General features: G+C 66.4%; 19 protein-coding genes. 5 read left to right on the top strand and 14 right to left on the bottom strand.

Features of this window, described 5'->3' with window-relative positions:
- Positions 1–6 precede the first annotated feature (6 nt).
- The gene (locus tag ACLBWL_RS03065; RefSeq protein ID WP_447790123.1) at positions 7–1,236 is read right to left on the bottom strand and encodes a COX aromatic rich motif-containing protein; all 1,230 of its coding nucleotides are present in this window, start codon (positions 1,234–1,236) and stop codon (positions 7–9) included.
- A 200-nt stretch (positions 1,237–1,436) separates the two neighbouring features.
- On the opposite strand from ACLBWL_RS03065, the gene ACLBWL_RS03060 reads away from it, so the two are divergent.
- Positions 1,437–2,768: an MFS transporter gene (locus tag ACLBWL_RS03060; protein WP_447790121.1), complete on the top strand. Its 1,332-nt coding sequence runs from the start codon at positions 1,437–1,439 to the stop codon at positions 2,766–2,768.
- Positions 2,769–3,012: 244 nt separating this feature from the next.
- Here the strand turns inward: ACLBWL_RS03060 and ACLBWL_RS03055 are convergent, their stop codons facing one another.
- From ACLBWL_RS03055 to ACLBWL_RS03040, 4 genes are all read right to left on the bottom strand, one after another.
- The gene (locus tag ACLBWL_RS03055) at positions 3,013–4,251 is read right to left on the bottom strand and encodes an MFS transporter (RefSeq protein ID WP_447790119.1); all 1,239 of its coding nucleotides are present in this window, start codon (positions 4,249–4,251) and stop codon (positions 3,013–3,015) included.
- A 115-nt stretch (positions 4,252–4,366) separates the two neighbouring features.
- Positions 4,367–6,526: a histidine kinase dimerization/phosphoacceptor domain -containing protein gene (locus ACLBWL_RS03050; RefSeq protein ID WP_447790118.1), complete on the bottom strand. Its 2,160-nt coding sequence runs from the start codon at positions 6,524–6,526 to the stop codon at positions 4,367–4,369.
- 81 nt (positions 6,527–6,607) lie between these two features.
- Positions 6,608–7,576 (bottom strand): bile acid:sodium symporter family protein, encoded by a 969-nt coding sequence (locus tag ACLBWL_RS03045; protein WP_447790116.1) that lies wholly within the window; start codon positions 7,574–7,576, stop codon positions 6,608–6,610.
- On the bottom strand, positions 7,573–8,583 hold the full coding sequence (locus ACLBWL_RS03040) for an adenosine deaminase (protein ID WP_447790114.1): 1,011 nt from the start codon (positions 8,581–8,583) through the stop codon (positions 7,573–7,575). The genes ACLBWL_RS03045 and ACLBWL_RS03040 overlap by 4 nt, the downstream gene beginning before the upstream one ends.
- A gap of 133 nt (positions 8,584–8,716) precedes the next feature.
- Between ACLBWL_RS03040 and ACLBWL_RS03035 the strand changes: the two genes are divergently transcribed.
- A complete protein-coding gene (locus ACLBWL_RS03035; protein WP_447790113.1) occupies positions 8,717–9,652 on the top strand; it encodes a DUF808 domain-containing protein in 936 nt (311 codons plus the stop codon).
- Between the two features lie 265 nt (positions 9,653–9,917).
- Here the strand turns inward: ACLBWL_RS03035 and ACLBWL_RS03030 are convergent, their stop codons facing one another.
- Positions 9,918–11,951, bottom strand: coding sequence for a prolyl oligopeptidase family serine peptidase (locus ACLBWL_RS03030; RefSeq protein ID WP_447790111.1), 2,034 nt, complete (start codon positions 11,949–11,951; stop codon positions 9,918–9,920).
- A gap of 240 nt (positions 11,952–12,191) precedes the next feature.
- On the opposite strand from ACLBWL_RS03030, the gene ACLBWL_RS03025 reads away from it, so the two are divergent.
- On the top strand, positions 12,192–12,701 hold the full coding sequence (locus ACLBWL_RS03025; RefSeq protein WP_447790110.1) for a DNA-deoxyinosine glycosylase: 510 nt from the start codon (positions 12,192–12,194) through the stop codon (positions 12,699–12,701).
- A 37-nt stretch (positions 12,702–12,738) separates the two neighbouring features.
- Positions 12,739–13,356, top strand: coding sequence for a DedA family protein (locus tag ACLBWL_RS03020; RefSeq protein ID WP_447790108.1), 618 nt, complete (start codon positions 12,739–12,741; stop codon positions 13,354–13,356).
- A 9-nt stretch (positions 13,357–13,365) separates the two neighbouring features.
- Here the strand turns inward: ACLBWL_RS03020 and gyrB are convergent, their stop codons facing one another.
- The 8 genes from gyrB to ACLBWL_RS02980 all read right to left on the bottom strand — a co-directional run bounded on the left by gyrB (position 13,366) and on the right by ACLBWL_RS02980 (position 22,176).
- The gene (gyrB, locus tag ACLBWL_RS03015) at positions 13,366–15,918 is read right to left on the bottom strand and encodes a DNA topoisomerase (ATP-hydrolyzing) subunit B (RefSeq protein ID WP_447790106.1); all 2,553 of its coding nucleotides are present in this window, start codon (positions 15,916–15,918) and stop codon (positions 13,366–13,368) included.
- A gap of 532 nt (positions 15,919–16,450) precedes the next feature.
- Positions 16,451–17,272 carry an OmpA family protein gene (locus ACLBWL_RS03010; protein ID WP_447790104.1) on the bottom strand — a complete coding sequence of 274 codons (822 nt, stop codon included), beginning with the start codon at positions 17,270–17,272 and terminating at the stop codon, positions 16,451–16,453.
- Between the two features lie 106 nt (positions 17,273–17,378).
- On the bottom strand, positions 17,379–18,635 hold the full coding sequence (locus ACLBWL_RS03005; RefSeq protein ID WP_447790102.1) for a DNA replication/repair protein RecF: 1,257 nt from the start codon (positions 18,633–18,635) through the stop codon (positions 17,379–17,381).
- 45 nt (positions 18,636–18,680) lie between these two features.
- Entirely contained in the window at positions 18,681–19,481 is an 801-nt protein-coding gene (locus ACLBWL_RS03000) for a Coq4 family protein (RefSeq protein WP_447790100.1), read from the bottom strand.
- 64 nt (positions 19,482–19,545) lie between these two features.
- Positions 19,546–19,971 (bottom strand): type II toxin-antitoxin system VapC family toxin, encoded by a 426-nt coding sequence (locus ACLBWL_RS02995; RefSeq protein ID WP_447790098.1) that lies wholly within the window; start codon positions 19,969–19,971, stop codon positions 19,546–19,548.
- Entirely contained in the window at positions 19,968–20,219 is a 252-nt protein-coding gene (locus ACLBWL_RS02990; RefSeq protein ID WP_447790096.1) for a type II toxin-antitoxin system Phd/YefM family antitoxin, read from the bottom strand. Before ACLBWL_RS02990 ends, ACLBWL_RS02995 begins: the two co-directional genes overlap by 4 nt.
- Positions 20,220–20,273: 54 nt before the next feature.
- On the bottom strand, positions 20,274–21,392 hold the full coding sequence (gene dnaN, locus ACLBWL_RS02985; protein WP_056017955.1) for a DNA polymerase III subunit beta: 1,119 nt from the start codon (positions 21,390–21,392) through the stop codon (positions 20,274–20,276).
- A 130-nt stretch (positions 21,393–21,522) separates the two neighbouring features.
- Positions 21,523–22,176, bottom strand: coding sequence for an outer membrane protein (locus ACLBWL_RS02980; protein ID WP_447790093.1), 654 nt, complete (start codon positions 22,174–22,176; stop codon positions 21,523–21,525).
- 139 nt (positions 22,177–22,315) lie between these two features.
- Between ACLBWL_RS02980 and ACLBWL_RS02975 the strand changes: the two genes are divergently transcribed.
- Positions 22,316–22,999 (top strand): histidine phosphatase family protein, encoded by a 684-nt coding sequence (locus ACLBWL_RS02975; RefSeq protein ID WP_447790091.1) that lies wholly within the window; start codon positions 22,316–22,318, stop codon positions 22,997–22,999.
- Positions 23,000–23,176 lie beyond the last annotated feature (177 nt).

Here is a 23,176-nt window from a genome sequence, read left to right as displayed (position 1 = left end):
GTGTCTCTAGCCGTTGGCGACGGGGCGCGTGCCCGGCATGATTGAGGGGGTCAGCATCGTGTGGTTGCGGTTCGCTTCGGAGCCGGGCGCGCTGTTGGCGCCGTCCCGTTTTATGTCGGCGGGCGCGGTCCAGTGTTCGCCGCTTCCCTTTTCGTCGGCATCCTTCAGTAACGCGCCCTTGACGCGTTCGGATGCCTCTTGCGGCCCCTTGCCGCCGTTGACGCCGGGCATCACCATCCCGGCGTGCGAGTCGCCGCCGTTTTTGCCGTCATGCATCATCTGCGACATGCAGACCTTGCCGGGCTGGACGCACTGTTCGACGACTGCGGTGAAGAGCTTGGGCTCAACGGTATTGAAGTAGCGGACCGGGACCTTCTCGCTCGGCTTCTCCAGCTGGAGGTAGCTCGCGCGGGTCAGACCGCCCCCGCGTTGCTTGACCTGGTTGACCCAGGCGTCGAAGCCCGCGTCGCTCACGCCGTGGAAGCGGAAGCGCATCCCCGAGAAGCCTGCGCCGCTATAGTGCGACGAAAAACCCTCGTAATTGCCGGGCTTGTTGATCACCGCGTTCAGCGTCGTCTGCATGCCGGGCATCGTGTAGATCATGCCGGCGAGCGCAGGGATGTAGAACGCATTCATCACCGACGACGAGGTCATCTGGAACCGGATCGGGCGATCGACCGGTGCGGCCAGTTCGTTGACCGTGGCGATGCCGTATTCGGGATAGATGAACAGCCACTTCCAATCGAGCGCGACGACCTGCACCTCGAGCGGCTTGCCGGCGCCGTTGGCACCGTTGCCCACCTGCTGCTTGTCGACCAGATTGCCGACCGGCACGTTGTTGGCCAGCGTCGGCGAGTCGGGCTTGATCCGGCCGAGCGGACGGTACGGATCGAGCAGATGCGTGCTGGTCCAGGTCAACGCGCCGAGCGCGATGATGATCAGGAGGGGCACCCCCCAGATCAACAACTCGAGGCCGACCGAGTGATCCCAGTTGGGCTCGTACTTGGCGGCGGTGTTCGCCTGGCGATAGCGGAACGCGAACATCAGCGTCAGTACGATCACCGGGACGATGATCAGCAGCATCAGCCCGGTCGCGATCAGGATCAGGTCGCGCTGCTGCACTGCGATATCGCCAGACGGCGACATCACGACCATGTTGCAGCCACTGGCCAGCAGCGCAAGCGGCAGAACCGCAAGCCATTTTTTCGCAAGGGAAACGGTTTTCTCAACGATCATGCTGGTCCCCTACGCCTAGCGCTTGCCGCACTACAGTGGACAATTTGTCCAATGGGCGCTGCACTGCAACATCGGCATGGCTTTTTCGCTGCTGGGGGTAGCATAGATTACCCTTGCCCGCATCTGGGGCGGAATAAATCTGCCCGAATCCGCCGGAACAGCGTATCATCGGGGTCGCGCCCTGAAGAGCGAGTTGAAGAATGAGTGCAAACACGATCCCCGAGACGAGCTTCGAAGCCGATGCTCGCAGTATCCATAGCGACGGCGAGCACGTCACGCCCGGCGTGATCGCGATCGGCGTGGTGATCGGCCGCACCTCGGAATTCTTCGACTTTTTCGTCTACGCGATCGCCTCCGTGCTGGTGTTCCCGACGCTGGTGTTTCCGTATGTCGACCGGTTGCAGGGCACGCTGTATTCGTTCGCGGTGTTCGCGCTGGCGTTCATCGCCCGCCCGATCGGCTCGGTCATCTTCATCGCGGTCGATCGCGCATACGGTCGCAGCGTGAAGCTGACGATCTCGCTGTTCCTGCTCGGCACCTCGACCGTCGCGATGGGGTTCATCCCAAGCTACGCATCGGTCGGCAACTGGTCGGTCGCCATACTCGCACTGCTGCGTATCGGCCAGGGCGTCGCGCTCGGCGGCGCCTGGGACGGCCTTGCCTCGCTGCTGTCGCTCAATTCGCCCGAGAAGCATCGCGGCTGGTACGCGATGCTGCCGCAGCTTGGCGCGCCGATCGGCTTGCTGGTCGCGAGCGGCCTGTTCGCGTTCTTCGTGGCCGCGCTGCCGACCGAGGATTTCTTCGCCTGGGGCTGGCGCTATCCGTTCTTCGTGGCGTTCGCGATCAACGTCGTCGCGCTGTTCGCCCGCCTTCGCCTGGTCGTGACACCCGAGTTCGAGGACATGTACGCCAAGCGCGAGCTCGAGCCGGCACCGGTGATCGAGACGGTACAGTCGCAGTGGAAGGCGATCTGGCTCGGTTCGTTCGTGCCGCTCGCCAGCTTTGCGCTGTTCCACATGGTCACGGTGTTTCCGCTGTCGTGGGTTGTGTTGTTCACGCGTGAGGCGCCTGCGCGGTTCCTGATGATCGAGGTGATCGGCGCGGTGATCGGGCTCGGCGCGATGCTGGTGTCGGGGTTGCTCGCGGACCGGTTCGGTCGGCGGACGATGCTGGGCACGATCGCGGTACTGATCGCGGTGTTCGCACTGGCCGCGCCGATGCTGCTGGGCGGCGGCGAGACCGGCGAGCGGCTGTTCATGGGGATCGGCTTCCTGCTGTTCGGGCTTTCGTTCGGCCAGTCGTCGGGTGCGATCGCGTCGAGCCTGTCGCCGCAGCATCGCTACACCGGGTCGGCGCTGACGACCGACCTCGCCTGGCTGTTCGGTGCCGGCTTCGCGCCGTTCGCGGCATTGCTGCTGACGAGCAAGCTGGGGCTGGCCGCGAGCGGCGCATACCTGTTCTCGGGCGCGGCCTTCACGCTGATCGCACTGGGGCTCAACAAGGAACTGGCCAAGCGCAACATCCAGCGTTGAGGCCAGAACGCCCCGAAAGCACCACCCCGGCGAAGGCCGGGGTCCAATTGGCAAGGCTGCAGCAACGGACGCGGCCTCTAGTTGGCACCGTCGCCCAATTGGGCCCCGGCCTCCGCCGGGGTGGTAGTGGTCAGGATAACCCGGGCGCTCCACATGAACCGTTCCCCGGCGAAAGCGGGGGTCCAGGAGTCACCAGCGCCACCGCCTGCAACCCTGGGTTCCCGCCTTCGCGGGAAAACAGGAGTTAGCGGGTCATCACTGAAACCCGCCGGCGATCCAGTCCCCAGGACACCGCCCAGATCGCAAACCCGCCAAGCGCCAGTGCGGTCCCGACCCAGCCGGTCGACGGCATCCCATACCCACCCGCGATCGCCAGCCCGCCAAGCCAAGGCCCAAGCGCATTGGCCGTATTGAACGCGGAATGGTTGAGCGCCGCTGCCAGCGTCTGCGCTTCTTCCGCGACATCCATCAGCCGGGTCTGGAGGATCGTCGACAGCCCGCCGCCGCACCCGATCAGCACGACCACCGGCAGCATCGCCCAGACATGCGGCGTCGCCGGAGCGTAGAGCGCCAGCGCCCCTGCCCCGAACAACAGCGTGATCCCCGCAGCGGGCATCAGCGCCACGTCCGCCGCCTTCGCACAGACCAAAGTCCCGATCGTCATGCCGACGCCGAACAACGCGAACGCGACCGGCGTGAACGCGGACGAGACGCCCGTCACCTCGGTCAGCGTCGAGGCGAGGTAGGTGTAGACGCAGAAGATCCCGCCGAAGCCGACCGCGCCGATCGCCAGCGTCAGCCACACCTGTCCGTTGCGCAGCGCCGCCAGTTCGCCGAGCGGGCTCGCGTCCTTGGCAGGTCTCAGGACCGGCGCGAACTTGACCAGCATCGCGACCGTGGCCGCGGCGATGATCGCGACGATCCCGAAGCCCCAGCGCCAGCCGAACCACTGGCCGATCCCGTTGGCGAGCGGCACGCCCGCGATCGTCGCGATCGTCAGCCCGAGCATCATCCGCGATACCGCGCGCGACCGCTTCTCGCGCGGCACCATCGATGCCGCGACCAGCGAGCCGACGCCAAAATACGCGCCGTGCGGCAGGCCGCTCAGGAATCTGGCGAACAGCATCAGATGATAGGTCGGCGCCATCGCGGACAGGCCGTTGGCGAGTCCGAGAAACGTCATCAGCGTGATCAGCAAGGTCCGCCGCTCGATCTTGGCGGCCAGCACCGCGATCGTCGGCGCACCCACGACCACCCCGAGCGCATAGGCGCTGATGACGTGCCCTGCCGTCGGCTCATCGATCCCGAGCCCGCGTGTGAACTGCGGCAACAGACTCATCGCGGCGAACTCGGTGGTGCCGATCGCAAACCCGCCTACCGCGAGCGCGAGCAGGGCAAGTCGCGCGTTGACGGGCCCCGCGGCGGTTACGGGAGGGGCGGCGGCTACGGGAGGGGCGGAAACGGAGTGCGCGGGATCGATCATCCGGTTTACTTCGCAGGTGCAGCATAAAGCTTCAACCCGCGGGTGCCCGATCAAATCTCAGCCGCGCCCAAGGCTTTGTTCGCCGGCCATCGCTGGGTTGACCCGCCAGCGCCGGTTAGAGGTCGCCCTCGATCGGCACGGTCATGATCGCGCGCAGCCCCGGCATGTTGTCGTCATGCTCGATCGTGCCCGACAGTCCGGCGACGATCGCGTTCATCATCCGGCTGCCAAAGCCCTCGCGCGTGCCGACCTTGCCCGACCCCTCGTCCGCGACGATCAGGCGGAGGCGGTTGCGATGCTGTTCAAGCGCGATCAGGATCGGCCCGGGCTGCCCGCCATAGGCATATTTGCTCGCGTTGATGACGAGTTCGGTGAGCACCAGCCCGATGTTCACCGCGCGATCGGTCGGCACCAGGATCGGCGCGAGATCGAGCCGCATCTGCGCCGCCCATTCCGCGCCGAGCGACGTCTTCATGTCGCCCGCCAGTTCCCCGAGATAGCGCGACAGGTCGACCGACTCGACCTGATCGTCGCGGTAGAGCCGGCGATGCACCAGCGCGACCGCTGACAGCCGCGCCTGCGCCTCGGCAAGATGCTCCTTCACCTTGGCATCGTCCGACGCCCGCGCCTGGAGCGCCAGGAACGCGGCGACCAGCTGGAGGCTGTTCTGAACGCGGTGATTGACCTCCTTCATCAGGACGTCCTTCTGCGCGATCAACGCTTCCTTGTCGGCCAGCGTCCGCAGCAGGTCGGCATTGAGCAACCGCAGCCGCTGGTTGATGTGTGCGTCGTGAAACGCCCGGCGCAGGCGGTGCGCGGCCTCGATCTCCTCCAGCGTCCAGCGTCGCGAGCGGCCCGACACCGCCTGCGTCCACGAATCGAACGAGGTGCGCGGGGTCAGTACCGCAGTCGGATCGAGCGAGATCGCCTTGTGCGGATTGCCCGCCCATTCGACCTCTTCGGCCTGTTCGGCACGGAACCAGAACAGCATCGCGCCATCGTCGATCAACGGCATCGCCAGCACGCCGCTGGCATACGCACGATACGCGTCGGCCCGCGGCAGCAGCGCCGGCAGTTCGTGGGTCGCGAGCGGCTCGATTCCGCTGCGCGCGCAAACCCAGGCGGCGAGATCGCGGATTTCGTCATTGGCGGGGCACACTCCGTCGGTATCGACGATCGTCCCCTGCACGAATGCGAACCCGTCGCCGTCGAGCATCCGCCGCAGGTCGTCGCGCAGCGTCACGACGATGCTGCGCGGGGCGGGTTCGGCGGCGAGCTTGGGGATCACCGCATCCTCGGCGCCACGCAGGCGCAGACGTTCGCGGTAGACCTCGGCCTCCTCCTTCGCACGGATCTGACGCGCGAGACCGCTTGCCAACGTCGCCGAGGCGGCGCGGATGTCGGGGCTCAGGCCGCGCGGCGTGCGGTGATGACAGGCGATCAGGCCCCACAGCAGCCCGTCCTTGACGATCGAGATCGACGCCGACGCCGCCACGCCCATGTTGGCGAGATAGCGTAGGTGGATGGGCGAGACGCTGCGCACTGTGACGTCACTGAGATCGAGCGCCTCGAACCCGGCCGGGCGCAGCACCGCGGGTGCATAGTCGATCGTCGGAATCGTCCGCGTCCGGTTGCGCACGTACAGCGCGCGCGCCTGTTTCGGGATGTCCGATGCGGGGAAATGATGGTTGAGGAAGGTGCCGAGGTCCGCCGCCTTGTCCTCCGCCATCACGCGACCGGCGTCGTCGTCGAGGAAGCGATAGACCATCACCCGGTCGAATCCGGTGAGCTGGCGGAACGCGATCGCGGCGCGGGCACACAGCGCGTTCAGGTCGGTCGCGCGCTCGAACATCGTGACCATCGGGTTGAGCCGGCCGAGCATCTGCGCGGCGGTCATCGGCGCGGCCTCGACCGGTTCGAGTTCGGCAAGCACATAGTCGCCACTGCGGTGGATCATCACCTCGAAGCGTTCGCCGGCGCCCATCACCGACTCGCCGACCAGTCCCCCGGATGGCACGTCGTCGGCCTGTACGGACTGCGCGATCACCGTCGACAGATCCGCGCCGAGCCACTCGGTCGCGAGCCGGCCTTCGAGATCACCAGCGCCGGCGACGACCTTCAGCGACTTCGCGTCGGCGACCAGCAACAGCCCATGCGGCTGGATCGCGCCGGGGATGTGGATCGCCTCGCGGTCGCACGCGGTCAGGTTCAACCCGCTATCCTGGGTTTGCGCCTGATCCAGCGCAGCCGTGTCGGTGTCGGTCGGCACAGTCATGGGCAGAGCCCTCCACAGCAGAAACCCCGCCTTGCCGTGCTCTGCGGAACAAAGCAAATACCGTGGCGTCCAGGCGGCGGATCAAGACGGCGGTGCGGACTCGGCATAGCGCCGCGCGATCACGGCGCAGGCGATCAGCTGCAATTGATGGAACAGCATGACCGGGAGCAGGATGACGCCGACCTGCGCGGGCGGGAACAGCACGCCGGCCATCGGCACGCCCGACGCGAGGCTCTTCTTCGAGCCGCAGAATTGCAGCACGATCGCATCCTCGCGCGGGAGCTTCATGACGCGCGCGACCGCGAAGGTGAGCGCCAGCACGAACGCGAGCAGCGCGGCGCAGAGTAGCCCGATCAGGATCAGGTCGCCGATCGACAATCTGGTCCACAGCCCTTCGACCACCGCCGCGCCGAACGCGCTGTAGACGACCAGCAGGATCGAGCCGCGATCGACCACCGTCAGCATCGCTTTCCGCCGCGTCACCCATGCGCCTATCCAGGGCCGGAGCAGATGCCCGGTGACGAACGGGACGAGCAATTGCAGCACGATCGACTCGACGCTGTCGATCGAAATCCCGCCGCTGCCCGACGTCTTCATCAGCAGCGCGACCAACGCGGGCGTGACGAGGATACCGAGCAGGTTCGAGAACGAGGCGCTGCACACCGCCGCCGCGACATTGCCGCGAGCGATCGCGGTGAAGGCGATCGACGACTGCACGGTCGAGGGAAGCAAGGTCAGGAACAGCAACCCGGCCGCGAGCGGCCTGTCGACGAACGGCAGCGCGCCGAGCCCGAGGCCGAACAGCGGGAACGCGACGAACGTCACCGTCAGCACCGCGAGATGCAGCTTCCAGTTGCGCAGGCCCGCCCAGATCGCATCGCGCGACAGCTTGGCGCCGTGCAGGAAGAACAGCAGGACGATACCGATATCCGCCGCATAGCCGACGATCGGCGCCATCTCGCCGCGCGCCGGCAACAGGCTCGCCAGCACGACAGTGCCGAGCAGCATCAGGATGAACGGCTCGAAGACCGCCAGGAAACGTCCGATCATGGATGCGCTTTGACGTACGCATCCAAGGTCGCGAGGTGGCCGCTGAGCGCCTCGTCATCGAGGAAACTGCCGAGGAAGCTGTTGCGCGCGAGCGTCACGACCTGCTCGCGCGACAAGTTCTTCGCGCGCGCCGTCTGGCGGAAATTCTCGCCGATATAGCCGCCGAAATAGGCCGGATCGTCCGAATGGATCGTCGCGCGCAGGCCGAGATCGAGCATCCGGTCGATCGGATGGTTCTCGAGCTTGTCGACGTTGCGCAACGCGACGTTGGACAACGGGCACACGGTCAGTGTCATGGCATCGCGTGCGAGGCGAGCGACCAAGGCCGGATCCTCCAGCGCGCGATTGCCGTGGTCGATGCGGTCCACCTGGAGAATATCGAGCGCCTCGTGGATGTACGCGGGCGGGCCCTCTTCGCCGGCATGCGCGCACAGCATCAGCCCGGCATCCGCCGACGCCGCGAACACGCGCGCGAACTTCGACGGCGGATGGCCGACCTCGGACGAATCGAGTCCGACGCCGATGAACTGGTCGAGCCACGGCTCCGCCTGCGCGAACGTCTTGAACGCGTCCTCCTCGTCGAGATGGCGGAGGAAACTCATGATGAGGCCGACCGACATGCCGTGCTTGGCCTGCGCCTCGTCGATCCCCGCGAACAGTCCGCGCGCGACGACATCGAAGGGTATGCCGCGATGCGTATGCGTCTGCGGATCGAAGAAGATCTCGGCATGCACGACGCCGTCGGCCGCAACCCGGTCGAAATAGGCGACCGCCAGATCGCGGAAATCCTCCTCGGTCTGGAGCACCGCAGCACCCGCATAATAGATATCGAGGAAGGTCTGGAGATTGGTGAAGCTGTAGGCCGCACGGACGTCCTCGACGCTCTTGAACGGGATCGCGACCTTGTTGCGTTCGGCCAGCGCGAACATGAGCTCCGGCTCCAGGCTGCCCTCGATGTGAAGGTGCAGTTCCGCCTTGGGCAGGTTCGTGATGAAGTCATCGTTCATGGCTCGTCCTGTCGCTTGGGTCGCTACGGCTGCAACCATTCCGCCCGCCGCGCACTACCGCAAGTGCGAAAGCCGTTGCATGACAACCCTGTCACGTTACCGAGCGGCGATACTTACGCGAAGGACACCATCGATGCCGACAGGATTGGTCGCACTGCTCGACGACATTGCCGGAATCACCAAGCTCGCCGCCGCCAGCCTCGACGATATCGGGGCGGCGACGAGCAAGGCGGGCAGCAAGGCGATCGGCGTGGTGGTCGACGATGCCGCCGTGACGCCGCGCTACATGGTCGGGTTCGAGCCCAAGCGCGAACTGCCCATGATCGGCAAGATCGCGCTGGGATCGTTCCGCAACAAGCTGGTCTTCATCCTGCCCGCCGCGCTGGCGTTGAGCGCGTTCGCACCGTGGTTGCTGACGCCGTTGCTGATGATCGGCGGGACGTATCTGTGCTTCGAGGGCGCGGAGAAGATCCTCGAGGCGTTCGGCGGCGGCCATGCCGAGAAAGAGGTCGACGCGCCGACCGACCCGAAGGCGCTGGAGGCGCAGAAGGTATCGGGGGCGATCCGCACCGACTTCATCCTGTCCGCCGAGATCATGGTGATCGCGCTGTCGGACGTGGCGACCAAGCCGATCTGGGAGCAGGCGATCGTGCTGGCGCTGGTCGGGATCGTCATCACCATCGGCGTCTACGGCGTGGTCGCGCTGATCGTGAAGATGGACGATATCGGGCTGCATCTGGCGCAGCGCAGCAGCGCGGTCGTGCAGGCGATCGGTCGTGGCCTGGTGAAGGGCATGCCGATCGTGATGTCGGCGCTGTCGGTGATCGGGACGGCGGCGATGGTCTGGGTCGGGGGGCAGATCATCGTTCACGGGATCGAGGAGTTCGGGTTCACGACGCTGCCGCACTGGATCCACGATACGGCGGAGGCGGCTTCGCATGCGGTGCCGTTCGCCAAGGGCGCGGTGAACTGGGCGATGAACGCGTTCTTCTCGGGGATCGTCGGGTTGATCCTGGGTGGTGCGATCGCGCTGGGCTTGCATGCGGTGAAGAAGCCGAAGGCGCACTGACCGGGAGCGTTGTCCGCCCTTCCTTGTTCTCCCGCGAAGGCGGGAGCCCAGTCTGGGTCCCCGCCTTCGCGGGGAAACAGGGTAAACCAGAAGAAGCCGTCACCTCGCGCAACCACCCCGGCGGAGGCCGGGGCCCAATTGGGAGACGGGCGTGGCGACGGACAGTCCCCCGTTACTTCGACCTTCCCAATTGGGCCCCGGCCTTCGCCGGGGTGGTGTTCATTCGCCGGGAAGGGGCTCGTTAATCAATGTTCCGGTTGAACCCCTACTTAGCCGTCCACTTCCCCATCCACCCCAACACTTCGCCATACCATTGCCGCGAGTTTTTCGGCTTCAGCACCCAGTGGTTCTCGCCCGGGTTGACCAGCAACCGCGACGGAATCCCGCGCCGCTGCAACGCGGTGAACGTCGCCAGCCCCTGCGTGTACGGAATGCGGAAGTCCTTCTCGCCGGTGATCACCAGCATCGGCGTCTTCCACTTCGCCACGTAATTGACCGGGTTCCATTTCTCGAACGCCTGCGGGTCCTCGTAATAGGCCTTCCCGCCATGCTCCCATTCGTCGAACCAGAGCTCCTCGGTTTCGTACGCCATCGCGCGCGCGTCGAACACGCCGTCATGCTGGACGATGCACTTGAAGCGATCGGGCCACTGCCCCTCGATCCAGTTCATCATGTAGCCGCCGTACGACGCACCGAGCGCGCACGCATTGTCGGCATCGAGCCATGCGAACTTGTCGGTCGCGGCCTTCAGACCCTTTTGCAGATCCTCGAGCGGCCAGCCGCCCCAATTGTTGCTGATCGCATCGGTGAAGCGCTGGCCGTAGCCGGTCGACCCGTGGAAATCGACCGCGACCAGCCCGTAGCCCGCGCCTGCGAACACGGCCGGGTTCCAGCGGTACGACCAGCTGTTGTTGCTCGATCCCTGCGGCCCGCCGTGGACCATGTACGCGATCGGCACCTTCCCCGTGGCGCCGTAAGGCTTCACGGCATAGCCCCAGACGGTGTCCGCGTTCGCGCCCTTGAAGTTGAACCGCGTGACGGTCGGCATGTCGATCCCGGCGAGCCTGGCGGCGTTGACCTGCGTCAGTCGCTGTGGTGCGCCAGTGCCCGCGACGCGGTAGAAATCGGCGGGTGCGGTGAGGCTGTCGATCGCCACCACGGCCCCGCGCGGGGTGATCGCAACCGCGCTGACATGGCCCTCCTGAGTCAGCCGCGTCACCGCGCCGGTGCTCGCATCGACGCGGAAAAGCGGCGTTTCCTGCGTATCGTCGGCGGTGACGTAGAGCGACTTCGAATCGGGCGCCCACGCGATCGAGCCGACCGACCGGTCCCAGCGCTCGGTCAGCGACACCGTCTTGCCGCTGGCTATATCCCGCAACATCAGCACCTGGCGATCGGCCTCGAACCCAGGACGCCGCATCGCGAAGAACGCTAACGTGCGGCCATCTGGCGACACCGTTGGGAGGTTGTCGGTCGCCTTGTTCGCCGCGGTCAGGTTGACCGGTGCGGTCGAGCCGTCCGCCGGCACCAAGAAGATGTCGAGATTGGTCGACAACGCCTCGATCCGCCCGGCCTCGCGCATCGCGAAATAGACGGTGCGGCCGTCCGGGCTCCACGAGATTTCCTCACCGCCGCCATTCGGCTTCGATGGCGTATCGCCAACCAACGCGCCGACCAGTGGAACGCCGTTTCCGGTCGCGCCGGCGGCGGTCAGCGGCAACACGAACAGCTGCGATCGCGTGCCGTCCGCCCACGTATCCCAATGCCGCACGAACAGCTGGTCGTACGTCCGCCCGGCGCCCGCGTTAGGATCCTTCTTCACCATCGCCGGCTCGAGGCTCGGCGCACCGGGGCGGCGGTCCGCCCAGACGAGAATCTTGTCGCCGGTCGGCGCGACCTTGAAACCGCTGAACCCACCCTTGAAGCTCGTCAGCTTGCGCGGCGTGCCGCCAGTGACGGGCACCGACCAGACCGCGTCTTCGCCGCCCTTGTCGGACGTGAAATAGACCGTGTTGCCGACGATCTGCGGGTCGTTCTCGTTGACCTGCGGATCCGCGAGCAGCTTTACCGGCGTCGCGCCGGGCGTGTTCAGGTCGAGCCGCCAGAGATCGTAGCGCCCCTTGTCCGCCGCGAGATCGGTCTCGCGCTGCGCCCAGACGAGCCAGTGCCCGTCCGGCGATGCAGTCGGCGCGCCGACGCGGCTGAGCATCGTCACGTCGTCGATGGTGAGTTGCCGGGCGGCGGCGGGGGCACTCGCGAGGGCGAGCACGGCGAGGCTGGCGGAGAGCATGATCTTCATGCGCGTGTGATAGGACGCTTGCGGGATTATGCGCAATCACCGGGGTTTGGTTGCGGCCCAATTCAACTGAGCTCCACCCCGGCGGAGGCCGGGGCCCAATTGGGGGAGGTCGCCAACCAGGCGTTCCGCTCCGTTACCTCCACCTTTCCAATTGGGCCCCGGCCGTCGCCGGGGTGATGAAGTGGTGGAGCACGCCGTTTCGTGATCGGCGTATTTCGGAGGTTGCGTTAGAGACCTACCATGCCCCTGAAGCATTCTTTCCCGCCGATCGCCGCCCCCGATGCGCGACTCCTCGTGCTCGGCAGCCTGCCGGGGGATCGCTCGCTCGCGGCACAGCGCTATTACGCACATCCGCAAAATCAGTTCTGGCAGCTCATGTCGCCGGTCGCCGGACGTGACCTCGTCATGCTCGACTATGACGATCGCCTCGCCGCGTTGCGCGAGGCCGGCGTCGCGCTGTGGGACGTGATCGGATCGGCGCGGCGCGTCGGTAGTACCGACGCCGCGATCGTCGATGTCCAGGGCAACGACATCGTTGGTCTCATCGCCACCCTGCCCCGGCTCCGCGCGATCGCGTTCAATGGCGGTACCGCATGGAAACAAGGCAAGGCGCTGTTGGGCCGCGATTTCGATCGCGCGGCGCTCCTCCCGCTGCCGTCGAGCAGCCCGCTTCACACGATCGGGATCGCCGCCAAACAGCCGCACTGGAGCGCGCTCGCAGACTTTCTCGACGCGGCTATTACCGCGTAAGTCTCTCGCATACTGGCGTAACGTATCGCGCTGCGGCATGAACGACGCCATGTCGATCGAAACGTTCATTGCGCAATACGGCCTGGCCGCGATCTTCCTCGGCGCAGCATTCGAGGGCGAAACCAGCGTCGTCACCGGCGGACTGCTCGCGCATCAACACCTCCTGCCGCTGGTCGGCACCGCAGTGGCGGCGGTGACCGGATCGCTGTTCGCCGATCAGCTCTTCTTCTTCGTCGGCCGGCATTACCGCGATACCAAGCGGGTCCGCCGGATCGCCGAAAAGCCCGCTTTCGCCAAGGCGCTCGATACGCTGGAGCGGCATCCGACGATCTTCATCCTCGGCTTCCGCTTTCTCTACGGACTGCGGACGATCAGTCCGATCGCGATCGGTACGTCGCACGTCCCCGCGCGGACCTTCATGCTGCTCAACGCGATCTCTGCGCTGGTTTGGGGGATCATGTTCACCGGGATCGGCTACGTGTTCGGCGACGGGCTGATCGACCTGGTAGACCAGTTCCTCCCCAGGCAGAAACTGCTCGGCGTGGCGGTCCTGGCCGGGGTCGCCGCGCTGATCATCGCCGGCATTCGATTTTGGCGCGGACGTCACGCCCACCGGTCGGCCAGCGCGCGGGATACCACGCGCCGACCGACCTGAGGCTTGCGATCAGACGTCGAGATTGGCGACGTTGAGCGCGTTGTCCTGGATGAACTCGCGGCGCGGTTCGACGACTTCGCCCATCAGCTGGGTGAAGATCTCGTTCGCGCTCTCGGCGTTGACCGCGGTGACGCGGAGCATCGAGCGGACGGTCGGATCGAGCGTGGTTTCCCAGAGCTGTTCCGCGTTCATCTCGCCGAGCCCCTTGTAACGCTGGATCGCTAGCCCCTTGCGGCCGGCGGTCAGGATCGCGTCGAGCAGATGGCTCGGGCGTGACACCTGCGTCGAACCGCGGGTGGCGACGACGGCGGTGGCCGAGCCGATCACGCCGGCTTCGGGTTCCGCCCCCTCTTCGGCCTCGGGCTCGGCCTCGATTTGGGGCTCGTCGGCCTGGGTGGCCTTGCTCGCGGGGATCAGGTTCGACGTGTGCGCGTAGCTGTCAGCCTGTTCGCCCGACAGCGCGTGGAGTTTGCGCGCTTCGGCCGATACCAGGAAGCTTGCCTCGATGATGTGGTGATCGGTGACGCCGCGCCACGCGCGCTGGAAGTGGATGCCGCCGTCTTCGGTCAGCACCGCGGTCCAGCGGGCATCGCCGTCGTCGAGCTCCAGACGGCGCGTGACGGTTTCGAGACGCGAGGTGCGGTCCGCGACCGATGCCTCGGGATCGAACACGCCGCCGAGCGCCAGCGCCTCGATCATCCCGGCGTCATAGCGCTTGGGGACGTAGCGCATCAGCGTGCGCATCCGGCGCGCATGATCGACCAGGTCCTTGAGCTTGTCGCCGGTGCGCGTGCCGGCCGGGCCTTCGAGCACCATCGTCGAAACACCCGCATCGACCAGATATTCGTCGAGCGCGGCGTCGTCCTTGAGGTACATCTCGGACCGGCCCTTGGTCGCTTTGTACAGCGGCGGCTGGGCGATGTAGAGATAGCCGCCCTCGATGATCTTGGGCATGTGACGGTAGAACAGCGTCAGCAACAGCGTGCGGATGTGCGCGCCGTCGACGTCTGCGTCGGTCATGATGACGATCTTGTGGTAGCGCAGCTTGTCCGCGTTGAAATCGTCGCGGATGCCGGTGCCCATCGCGGTGATGAGCGTGCCAATCTCGCGGCTCGACAGCATGCGATCCTCGCGGGCACGCTCGGTGTTGAGGATCTTGCCGCGAAGTGGGAGGATCGCCTGGAAATGGCGATCGCGGCCCTGCTTGGCCGAGCCGCCGGCGGAGTCACCCTCGACCAGGAACAGCTCGGACTTGGCGGGATCGCGCTCCTGGCAGTCGGCCAGCTTGCCGGGCAACGAGGCGATGTCCATCACGCCCTTGCGCCGCGTCAGTTCGCGGGCGCGCTTGGCGGCTTCGCGCGCTGCGGCGGCGTCGATGATCTTGGCGACGATCGCCTTCCCGTGAGCGGGGTTTTCCTCGAGCCATTCGGCCATCTTGTCGGCCATGAGCGACTCAAGTGGCTGGCGGACCTCGGACGAGACGAGCTTGTCCTTGGTCTGGCTGCTGAACTTCGGATCGGGCAGCTTGACCGAGACGATCGCGGTGAGACCCTCGCGCATGTCCTCGCCGGTAAGCTGGACCTTTTCCTTCTTCAACATGCCCGATTTCTCGGCGTAGTTGTTGAGCGTGCGGGTCAGCGCGGCGCGGAACGCGGCCATGTGCGTGCCGCCGTCGCGCTGCGGGATGTTGTTCGTGAAGGCGAGGACGTTTTCGTAATAGGAATCATTCCACTGCAGCGCGACGTCCATCGTGACGTCGTCGCGCGTGCCGGTGATGGCGACCGGCTCGGGCATCAACGGCACCTTGGCGCGATCGAGATACTTCACGAACGCGGCGATCCCGCCCTCGTAATAGAGCTCGACGGTCTTCATCTCCTCGTGCCGGGCGTCGGAGAGGAACAGCCGCACGCCCGAGTTGAGGAAGGCGAGCTCGCGATAGCGATGTTCGAGCTTGTCGAAGTCGAAATCGGTGATCTTGAAGGTGGCGGGCGATGGGAAGAAGGTGACGCGCGTACCCTTCTGGCCCTCGGCCGCGTCGCCGACGATCTTCAGCGGCATCACCGCGTCGCCGAACGCGAAGCGCATGTAATGCTCCTTGCCGTCGCGCCAGATCGTCAGGTCGAGCCATTCGCTGAGCGCGTTGACGACCGAGACGCCGACGCCGTGGAGGCCGCCCGAGACCTTGTAGGCATTCTCGTCGTTGGTGTTCTCGAACTTACCGCCGGCGTGGAGCTGGGTCATGATGACCTCGGCCGCCGAGACGCCTTCCTCGGTGTGGATGCCGGTCGGGATGCCGCGGCCATTGTCGGTGACGCTGACCGATCCGTCGGCGTTGAGGACGATGTCGATCCGGTCGCAATGCCCGGCGAGCGCTTCGTCGATCGCGTTGTCGCTGACCTCGAACACCATGTGGTGGAGGCCGGAGCCGTCGTCGGTATCGCCGATATACATGCCGGGACGCTTGCGGACCGCGTCGAGGCCCTTGAGGACCTTGATCGAGTCCGCGCCGTAATCGCCCTGGTTGGGGACGTTGGGATTATTGGTTTCGGGGTTGGATGCCATGCCAAGCGTATAGGCACGCAGGGGCCGAAACGGAAGCGAAATGGCCTGCGCGGGCCGGGGTGCGCGGGAGTGAAGTGCAGGAAGTGCAGACGCTGGGAGCGTTTTGCGATCGGTGTGCACTTCACTTGTCGGGCGCGTCGGTTTCGAGAGGGTTGGGTCGCCATGCGAGGAGGGTGACAGGGTGGGGCCGTGTAGGACAGCGGTTCGGGTGAACTCCTTGCCCCTCGCGACAACACTATCGCCCCGGCAAAACTACCACCCCGGCGAAGGCCGGGGCCCAAGTGGAAAAGTTGCAGCAACGGCGAGCAGCGCTTCGTTAGCGACGTCCCCCAATTGGGCCCCGGCCTTCGCCGGGGTGGTGCGTATGGTCGGGTGTGTCCCTCTCCCTTTGGGGAGAGGGAGAGAGGAGGCGTAGGCGACGGAAGGGTGAGGGGGAGTTGGCGCCCACTCCCGAGCCTCACGCCCCTCTCCCTTCCCACCGCAAGCGCGGCGGGCCCCTTCCCTCTCCCCGGAGGGGCGAGGGAGACCCTTCTCAGAAGCGGTCGGCGCGCTGGCCTAGCAGGGTTACCTCGACGCGGCGGTTGAGGCGCATGCCGGCGGGCGTCGCATTCGTTGCGACCGGGTCGCGCTCGCCGTGGCCGACGACGCTGAACCGTGCACGCACCACGTCCATGTCGTCGAACGCCTGGCGGACGCTGGCGGCGCGGCGCTCGGACAGGTCCTGGTTGTGCGCGTCGGTGCCGCGCGAGTCAGTGTAGCCGTCGATCGCCACGCGGACGCCGGGGTTGGCGCGCAGATAGCGGGCGAGCGGGCGCAGCTTCTCGATGGCGCCGGGACGCAGCACGGCGCTGTCGGTGCGGAACAGCACATCCTCCTGCAGCGTCAGCGTGGCGCCCCGCGGGGTCTGGCGGAAACCGTAATTGCGCATCGCGCCGCGGTCCCAAGTGGTTACCGTCTCGACGACGACGGTGTCGCCGCGACCGGGGCCACGGCCCGGGCCACGATCTGGCCCACGGAAGCGATCGGGGTTGCGGCCATAGGCGTCCCAGTCGAACCGGTCGCGACGCGGACCGGCCAGCCGGGCGAATTCGCGGTTGGCGTCGTCGGCCTCGCGCGGGCTGATCCGACCGTCACCGTTGGCGTCGAAGTTCGGCATCACGAACGCACGACCGCGTGGCGTATCGCGGAGTTCGGGGAACAGCATAGGCACGCCGGCGCCGACCAAACGATAGCCCGGGCGCGTCCATGGCGCGGTGCGCGGGTCGAAGCGGGCCTGGTCCTGCGCCAATGCGGGGGCGACGGTGGCGGTCGCCATCAGGATGCCGAGGGCGGCGCGGGCAAAGCTATGGGACATCGTGAACTCTCCATGATTGTCGATGGGACGGGCTCTGCCCGCGGCCGCTTGAACGCACAGTGACCTCGATCGACAGCCTGTGTTCAGTCAAAATTATCTTTTTCTTTCAGGGGGTAGCGCGGCCGACCGCGATCCGGGTGGCGTGCCCGTCAATCGCGTCGAACAGCGCGTCCTCGGTACCGGTCATCCACACCTGCCCACGACCTGAGAGCCGCGCGAACAGCGCGGCGCGGCGCGACGGATCGAGGTGGGCGGCGACCTCGTCGAGGAGAAGGACGGGGGGCTGACCAGTGCGTTCCGCTACCAGGTCGGCATGCGCCAGGACGATGCCCAGGAGGAGCGCCTTCTGTTCGCCGGTCGAGGCGAGCGAGGCAGCGCGGGCCTTGTCGAGATGCATTACCGCGAGGTCGACGCGGTGCGGGCCGGCAAGCGTGCGGCCGGCGGCGGAGTCTCGCGCGCGGCCCTGGGCGAGGTCGGCTTGGAGGCGATTGGTGTCGCCGGCCCAGCCTTCGAGCGTGAGGCCGGCGCGGGGGAACGGGCCGTCGTCTTGCCCTGCCAAGCGTGCGCCGAGCAGGTCGACCGTTTCGCGCCGGGCGGAATCGACCGCGGCGCCGTGCTCGGCCATCTGCGCTTCGAGCGCGGAGAGCCAGTCGCCGTCGGGGCGGCCTTCGTCGGCGAGCAGGCGATTGCGCGCGCGCATCGCGGCGTCGTAGCGGGCGGCGTGGTGGGCGTGGGCGGGGGCGAGCGCTAGCGTGAGGCGGTCGAGGAAGCCGCGACGCTCGCCGGCGGGGGCGACGAACAGGCGGTCCATCGCGGGGGTGAGCCAGAGGATCGTGAGCCACTCGGCCAGCGCGTTGGCGGTGGTGGTGGCGCCCTGGATGCGGACGATGCGGCGTTCCGGGGCGGAGGCTAGCGTACCGGTGGCGACGTCGACTTCGCCGACTGCGGGAATTTTCCGCTGTGCTTCTGACTCCCCTTCCGCTTGCGAGTTTCGGGGGAGCAGCACCCCGTGCTGTTCAAGCTGTGCCGGGGGCACAGCTGACCCGAAACTGGGTCGGGGGAGGGGCGCGCTTTCCTCGGGAGCGGACGCCAGTACGTACGTCGCGCCCTCCCCTGCCCCCTCCCGCAAGCGGGAGGGGAAGAGAGTGGCCGCCACGCCGAAGCCGCCTGCCCCACCTTGTCGCGCCATCTCGCCCAGCGCGGCGCGGCGCAGCCCGCGGCCGGGCGCAAGCAGCGATACCGCTTCGAGGATATTCGTCTTCCCCGCGCCATTCTCGCCGGTCAACACCACGAACCCCGGCCCCGGCTGGAGCGTCAGATCGGCGTGATTGCGGAAATCGGTGAGGACGAGGCGCGACAGCATCGCACCGCCCTTAGCGACAATTTCCGCGCGCCGTCAGCCTTTGCCTCAGGCAGCGATCCGCTCGGGCACGATCGCCGGTTCGAGCTTCGCCTTTTGCATGCTGAGATACGAGGCGAGTTCGGGGCCGAGTTCGCGCTGTGCCCGCAGATAGGCGACCGGCGTGACGATCCCTAGCCGGGCGCGCGCGGCGTCGAGCGGTTCGTGGAGGAGGTGCAGATAATCCTCGCCGGAAATCCATTTCGCTTTCCGTCCGTTGCGATAGCCCTCCCAGACGGCCTTCGCGAACAGCTTGCTGCCGGTGACGCGGATGCTTTTCAGCGCCGCCGCCGAGCCGATCAGCGCCCAGCCGAGCCCGCCGACCTGCGCATAGCTGAACGCGACGAGCGCCGCCTCGCCCATGCTTTCGTCGGCCTTGTAGCCGGTCAGCACGTGCCAGATGTCATGCGTGTCGCGCACCCGCCGGCCGAACCATGCGTAAGGATGCGCCAGATCGTCCTCAGACGGCGTAAGCCGCGAGACCTCGACCAGCCCGTCCGCGGAATAGCCGGTCGTCTCGAGGAAAGTGCGATACGCCGCCCCGACCGTGCCGGGGGCGAAGCTCGCGACGAACGCGGGGTCGGAGAAACGCTGCGCCAGTTCGACGCCGTCATAGGCGATCCGCCCGCCCTGCTCGGTGGCGATCAGCCGCGCGTAGTTCATCGGCGCATTGCCGACGTTGAGCGCACGCATGATCCGGAACACCTGAGTCGTGTCGTCGCCGTTCGCGAGCAGTTTCCTGATCGCGTCGAATGCGGTGCGCCAGTCGCGGCGACCGGTCGTACCGGGAAACGGAGGAAGCTTCGCCATCGAGTCGACTCCTTACTGACATTGCTGTTAGTATCGTATTCGGCGATGGGTTCAAGTCCAGATGTTACACGACTTCGACGGCGATTCCGTATTCGATCGCCGCCCGGCGGAGCCGTATATCGAGCGTTGCCATCGTCAGGCCATGCGACTGTGCAATCGCGAGGTGAAGAGCATCGGCTGCGCGCAATCCCAGTTCGTATCGCTCGATAAAGCGTGCGGCCGTCGTGAAATTTCCGCGCGAAACACCGAGTCGCTCGTAGCTGGTGCCGATCGATGCACGCCAAGTCTCCATAAGCTGGATACGATTCGCCGCAGAAATCTGCTTGGTGCGAACTTTCAGAGACAGGGCGCTGGAGACTTCGGTATCGCTCCAGTCGCTGACATATAAACGTCGCTCACTCTGCGTCCCGAGCCATTGCCACACAGCCGGACTGTACGCCTCGCGCGTCATCGAAGCGATGATCAACGACGTATCGAAATAGACGGTCAATACCGATCGCCGTCTCGCGTCATCCGCACGAAGTCGCCCGCACCCTGCTCCTGGAACGGAAGCGACTTCGCCAGGGCCTCTAGCGCACCGACGTCGATGGGCTTTCGACGCGGCAACGGCGGTGACTCAGGCGTTACGCGTGCGAAGGGCTGGCCGTTACGCGTGATTTGCACGGCCTCGCCCGCTTCGAGCCGGTTGATCAGCGTGCCTAGTTCGTCCTTGAGGTCGGCGATATTGATCGAGTCCATGATCCGGCTCCTGCCTGTCGCCCCGCTATACCACGAGGCGACAGGCAGACCGAATCACACGCGCATCGGCATCAGCACGTACAGCGCGGGCGACTTGTCGTTCTCGCGGATCAGCGTCGGGGCGGCGGCGTCGGCGAGGTGGACCTCGACCATGTCGCCGTCGATCTGCGCGAGGATGTCCATCAGGTAGCGGCTGTTGAAGCCGATCTCGAACGGCAGCGCGACGTAATCGCCGGGGACTTCCTCCGCCGCGGTGCCGTTTTCGGGCGAGGTCACCGACAGCGTAATCTTGTCGCGGTCCAGCGCCATCTTCACCGCCCGCGTCTTCTCCGTCGCGATCGTGGAGACGCGGTCGACGCCTTCCATGAAGCTCTTCGGGTCGATCTTGAGGATCTTGTCGTTGCCGGTCGGGATCACGCGGCTGTAATCCGGGAAGGTGCCGTCGATCAGCTTCGAGGTCAGGATCGCCTGGCCCAGGTCGAAGCGGATCTTGGTCGGCGACAGCGACACGCCGACCGAACCGTCGACCTCGTCGAGCAGTTTCCGCAATTCACCGATGCATTTGCGCGGCACGATCACGTCGGGCATCGATTCGGCGCCCTCGGGACGCGGCAGCGTGACGCGCGCGAGGCGGTGGCCGTCGGTCGCGGCAGCCTTCAGCACCGGGTTCGAGCTGTCGCCATCGGCGACGTGGAGGAAAATGCCGTTGAGATAATAGCGCGTCTCTTCGGTCGAGATCGCGAAGCGCGTCTTGTCGATGATCTGCTTGAGCGTCTCGGCGGGCAGTTCGAACTGGGTCGGCAGTTCGCCCTCGGCGATCACCGGGAAATCGTCGCGCGGCAGCGTGCCGAGCGAGAAGCGCGCGCGGCCGGCGACGATGCTCATCCGGCCTTCCGACGCGGCGAGCTGAACCTGCGAGCCCTCGGGCAATTTGCGTGCGATGTCGAACAGCGTGTGCGCGGACACCGTGGTCGCGCCGGGCTGGTCGACGGCCGCTGCGATCGATTCGTTGATCTGGAGATCAAGATCGGTCGCCATCAGCTTGAGCGTGCCCTCGGCGGTCGCCTCGATCAGCACGTTCGACAGGATGGGGATGGTGTTGCGCCGCTCCACCACGGACTGGACATGGCTCAGCCCCTTGAGGAGCGTTGCGCGTTCGATCGTCGCCTTCATCAAATTTCCCCCCGCCGCCACAGCCGGACTCGGGGCTGGGGGCAATCCGCAAATGGCTTACCCAACAACAAAGGGTCGGAGCAAGCGCCCCGACCCTTCTTTGATCACGGTAAACGTCGCGTTAAAGCGATCAGAAGCGGAAACCGTAGCTTGCGACGACTTGGTGGCGATCGGTGTCGACGTCGAACCGCCCGCTGGTGCCGCCGTTCGCATAATCGATGTTGCCGCGCTCATAGTTCGAATAGCGGTATTCAAGCTTGGCGTAGCTGTTCGGGCCGACCGCGTGCTCGGCGCCCGCACCGACGCGCCAGCCGCCGAGCGTGAAATCATTGTCGGTGGTCTGGCTGGTGCTGCCGGCGAGGACGTTGAGCTTCGAGTTGGTGTAGCCGCCCTTGACGTACAGCATCGTCGTCGGTGCGACGACATAGCCCGCGCGCGCGCCGACATAGATGTCGCGGCCCTGCTTGACGCGGCCATAGCCGAAGTCGCTGGTGTAATCGTTGCGGTCGCTCTTCGCGGTCGAGCCGGTCAGTTCGGCTTCGGCGCCGAGCACGACGTTGCTCGAGGTGGCGATGTCGTAGCCGATGCCGCCGCCGTACAGCAGTCCGTCGATCTTCTGGTCGTCGCGCCCGTTGTTGTTGGACACGCTGCTGCCGGCGCCGGTGTGGTCGTAGCCGAGCGTGGCTTCGACGCGGGGGCCGGTGAAGGTCGGGTTGGTCTGCGCGAGGGCGGGTGCTGCGACGGCCGTGGTGGCGAGCAGCGAGACGGCGATAAGCGTACGCATGGGGTTACTCCTTACTGATCTGGCGCCCCATCACGCGGGGCGGACGGCTCCAATGGACCAGTCCGCGGGGCGTTGCATGAACCCCAGATAAACGCGGAAATCCGTTGCTTTTGCGCCACAGGGGGTTGAAACGCGGGCTATGATTCCAAGCCATCGGCAGGGTGAAACGGACGCCCGATCAACCGCAAATCCGGCCGTGCGCAAGGGTCGCGATTTCGTCGCGCGGCACGGCGAAACCGTGTTCAACGCCGCGCATCGCCTGCAGGGGGACGCGGCACATACGCCGCTGACGCGCGCCGGGTTCGCGCAGGCGGACGAGCTGGGGCGGGCGTTGCGGGCGTTGCTTGGGGCGAAGCCGGCGCTGGCGTTGTGGGCGTCGCCGACCGGGCGGGCGTTGCAGACGTTGGCGGTGATCTGCGAGCATCTCGAGCTGGACTGGCATGACGCGCGGACCGATCCCCGGTTGGTCGAGATCGACATGGGATCGTGGGGCGGGCGGTATTATGCGGATGTGGTCGACGAGGTCGGCCCGGTGATGCTGCCGGGTGGGACGCTGAAGCCTGCGCCCGATGGCGAGACCTATGCGGAGATTGCCGTGCGCGTTGGTGGGTGGCTGGCGGATACCGCGGGGGATCCGAGTGACCGGCTGGTGATCATGCACGGGATTTCGAGTCGGGTTATGCTCGGCGTGATGACCGGTGCGGCGGTCGATCCTGTGCTTGGGGCGCCCGTCGCGCCGGGGTTGCCGCAAGGGTCGGTTACGCTGGTCGAGAATGGGCGGGCGACGGTGCCGCATCGGGGTACAGGATTCGCTCCGGCGTGAAATTCGCGTGGATCGAAGGTCTCTCATCGGGCTCAAGCACTTCTGCGCCCCCCCCTGGAAGGGAGGGGTTGGGGGTGGGTCGGCTTCCGCGTGTTCGAACCGTTGGGACTCGAGCGGGCCTACCCACCCCCTGCCCCTCCCTTCCAGGGAGGGGAGTTCTGTGGCGTTTGGTTTTGG

The sequence above is a fragment of the Sphingomonas sp. M1A8_2b genome (genome assembly GCF_053345535.1).
The sequence above is the reverse complement of the archived record's forward strand: the minus strand, read 5'-3'. Positions and strand labels throughout refer to the sequence as shown.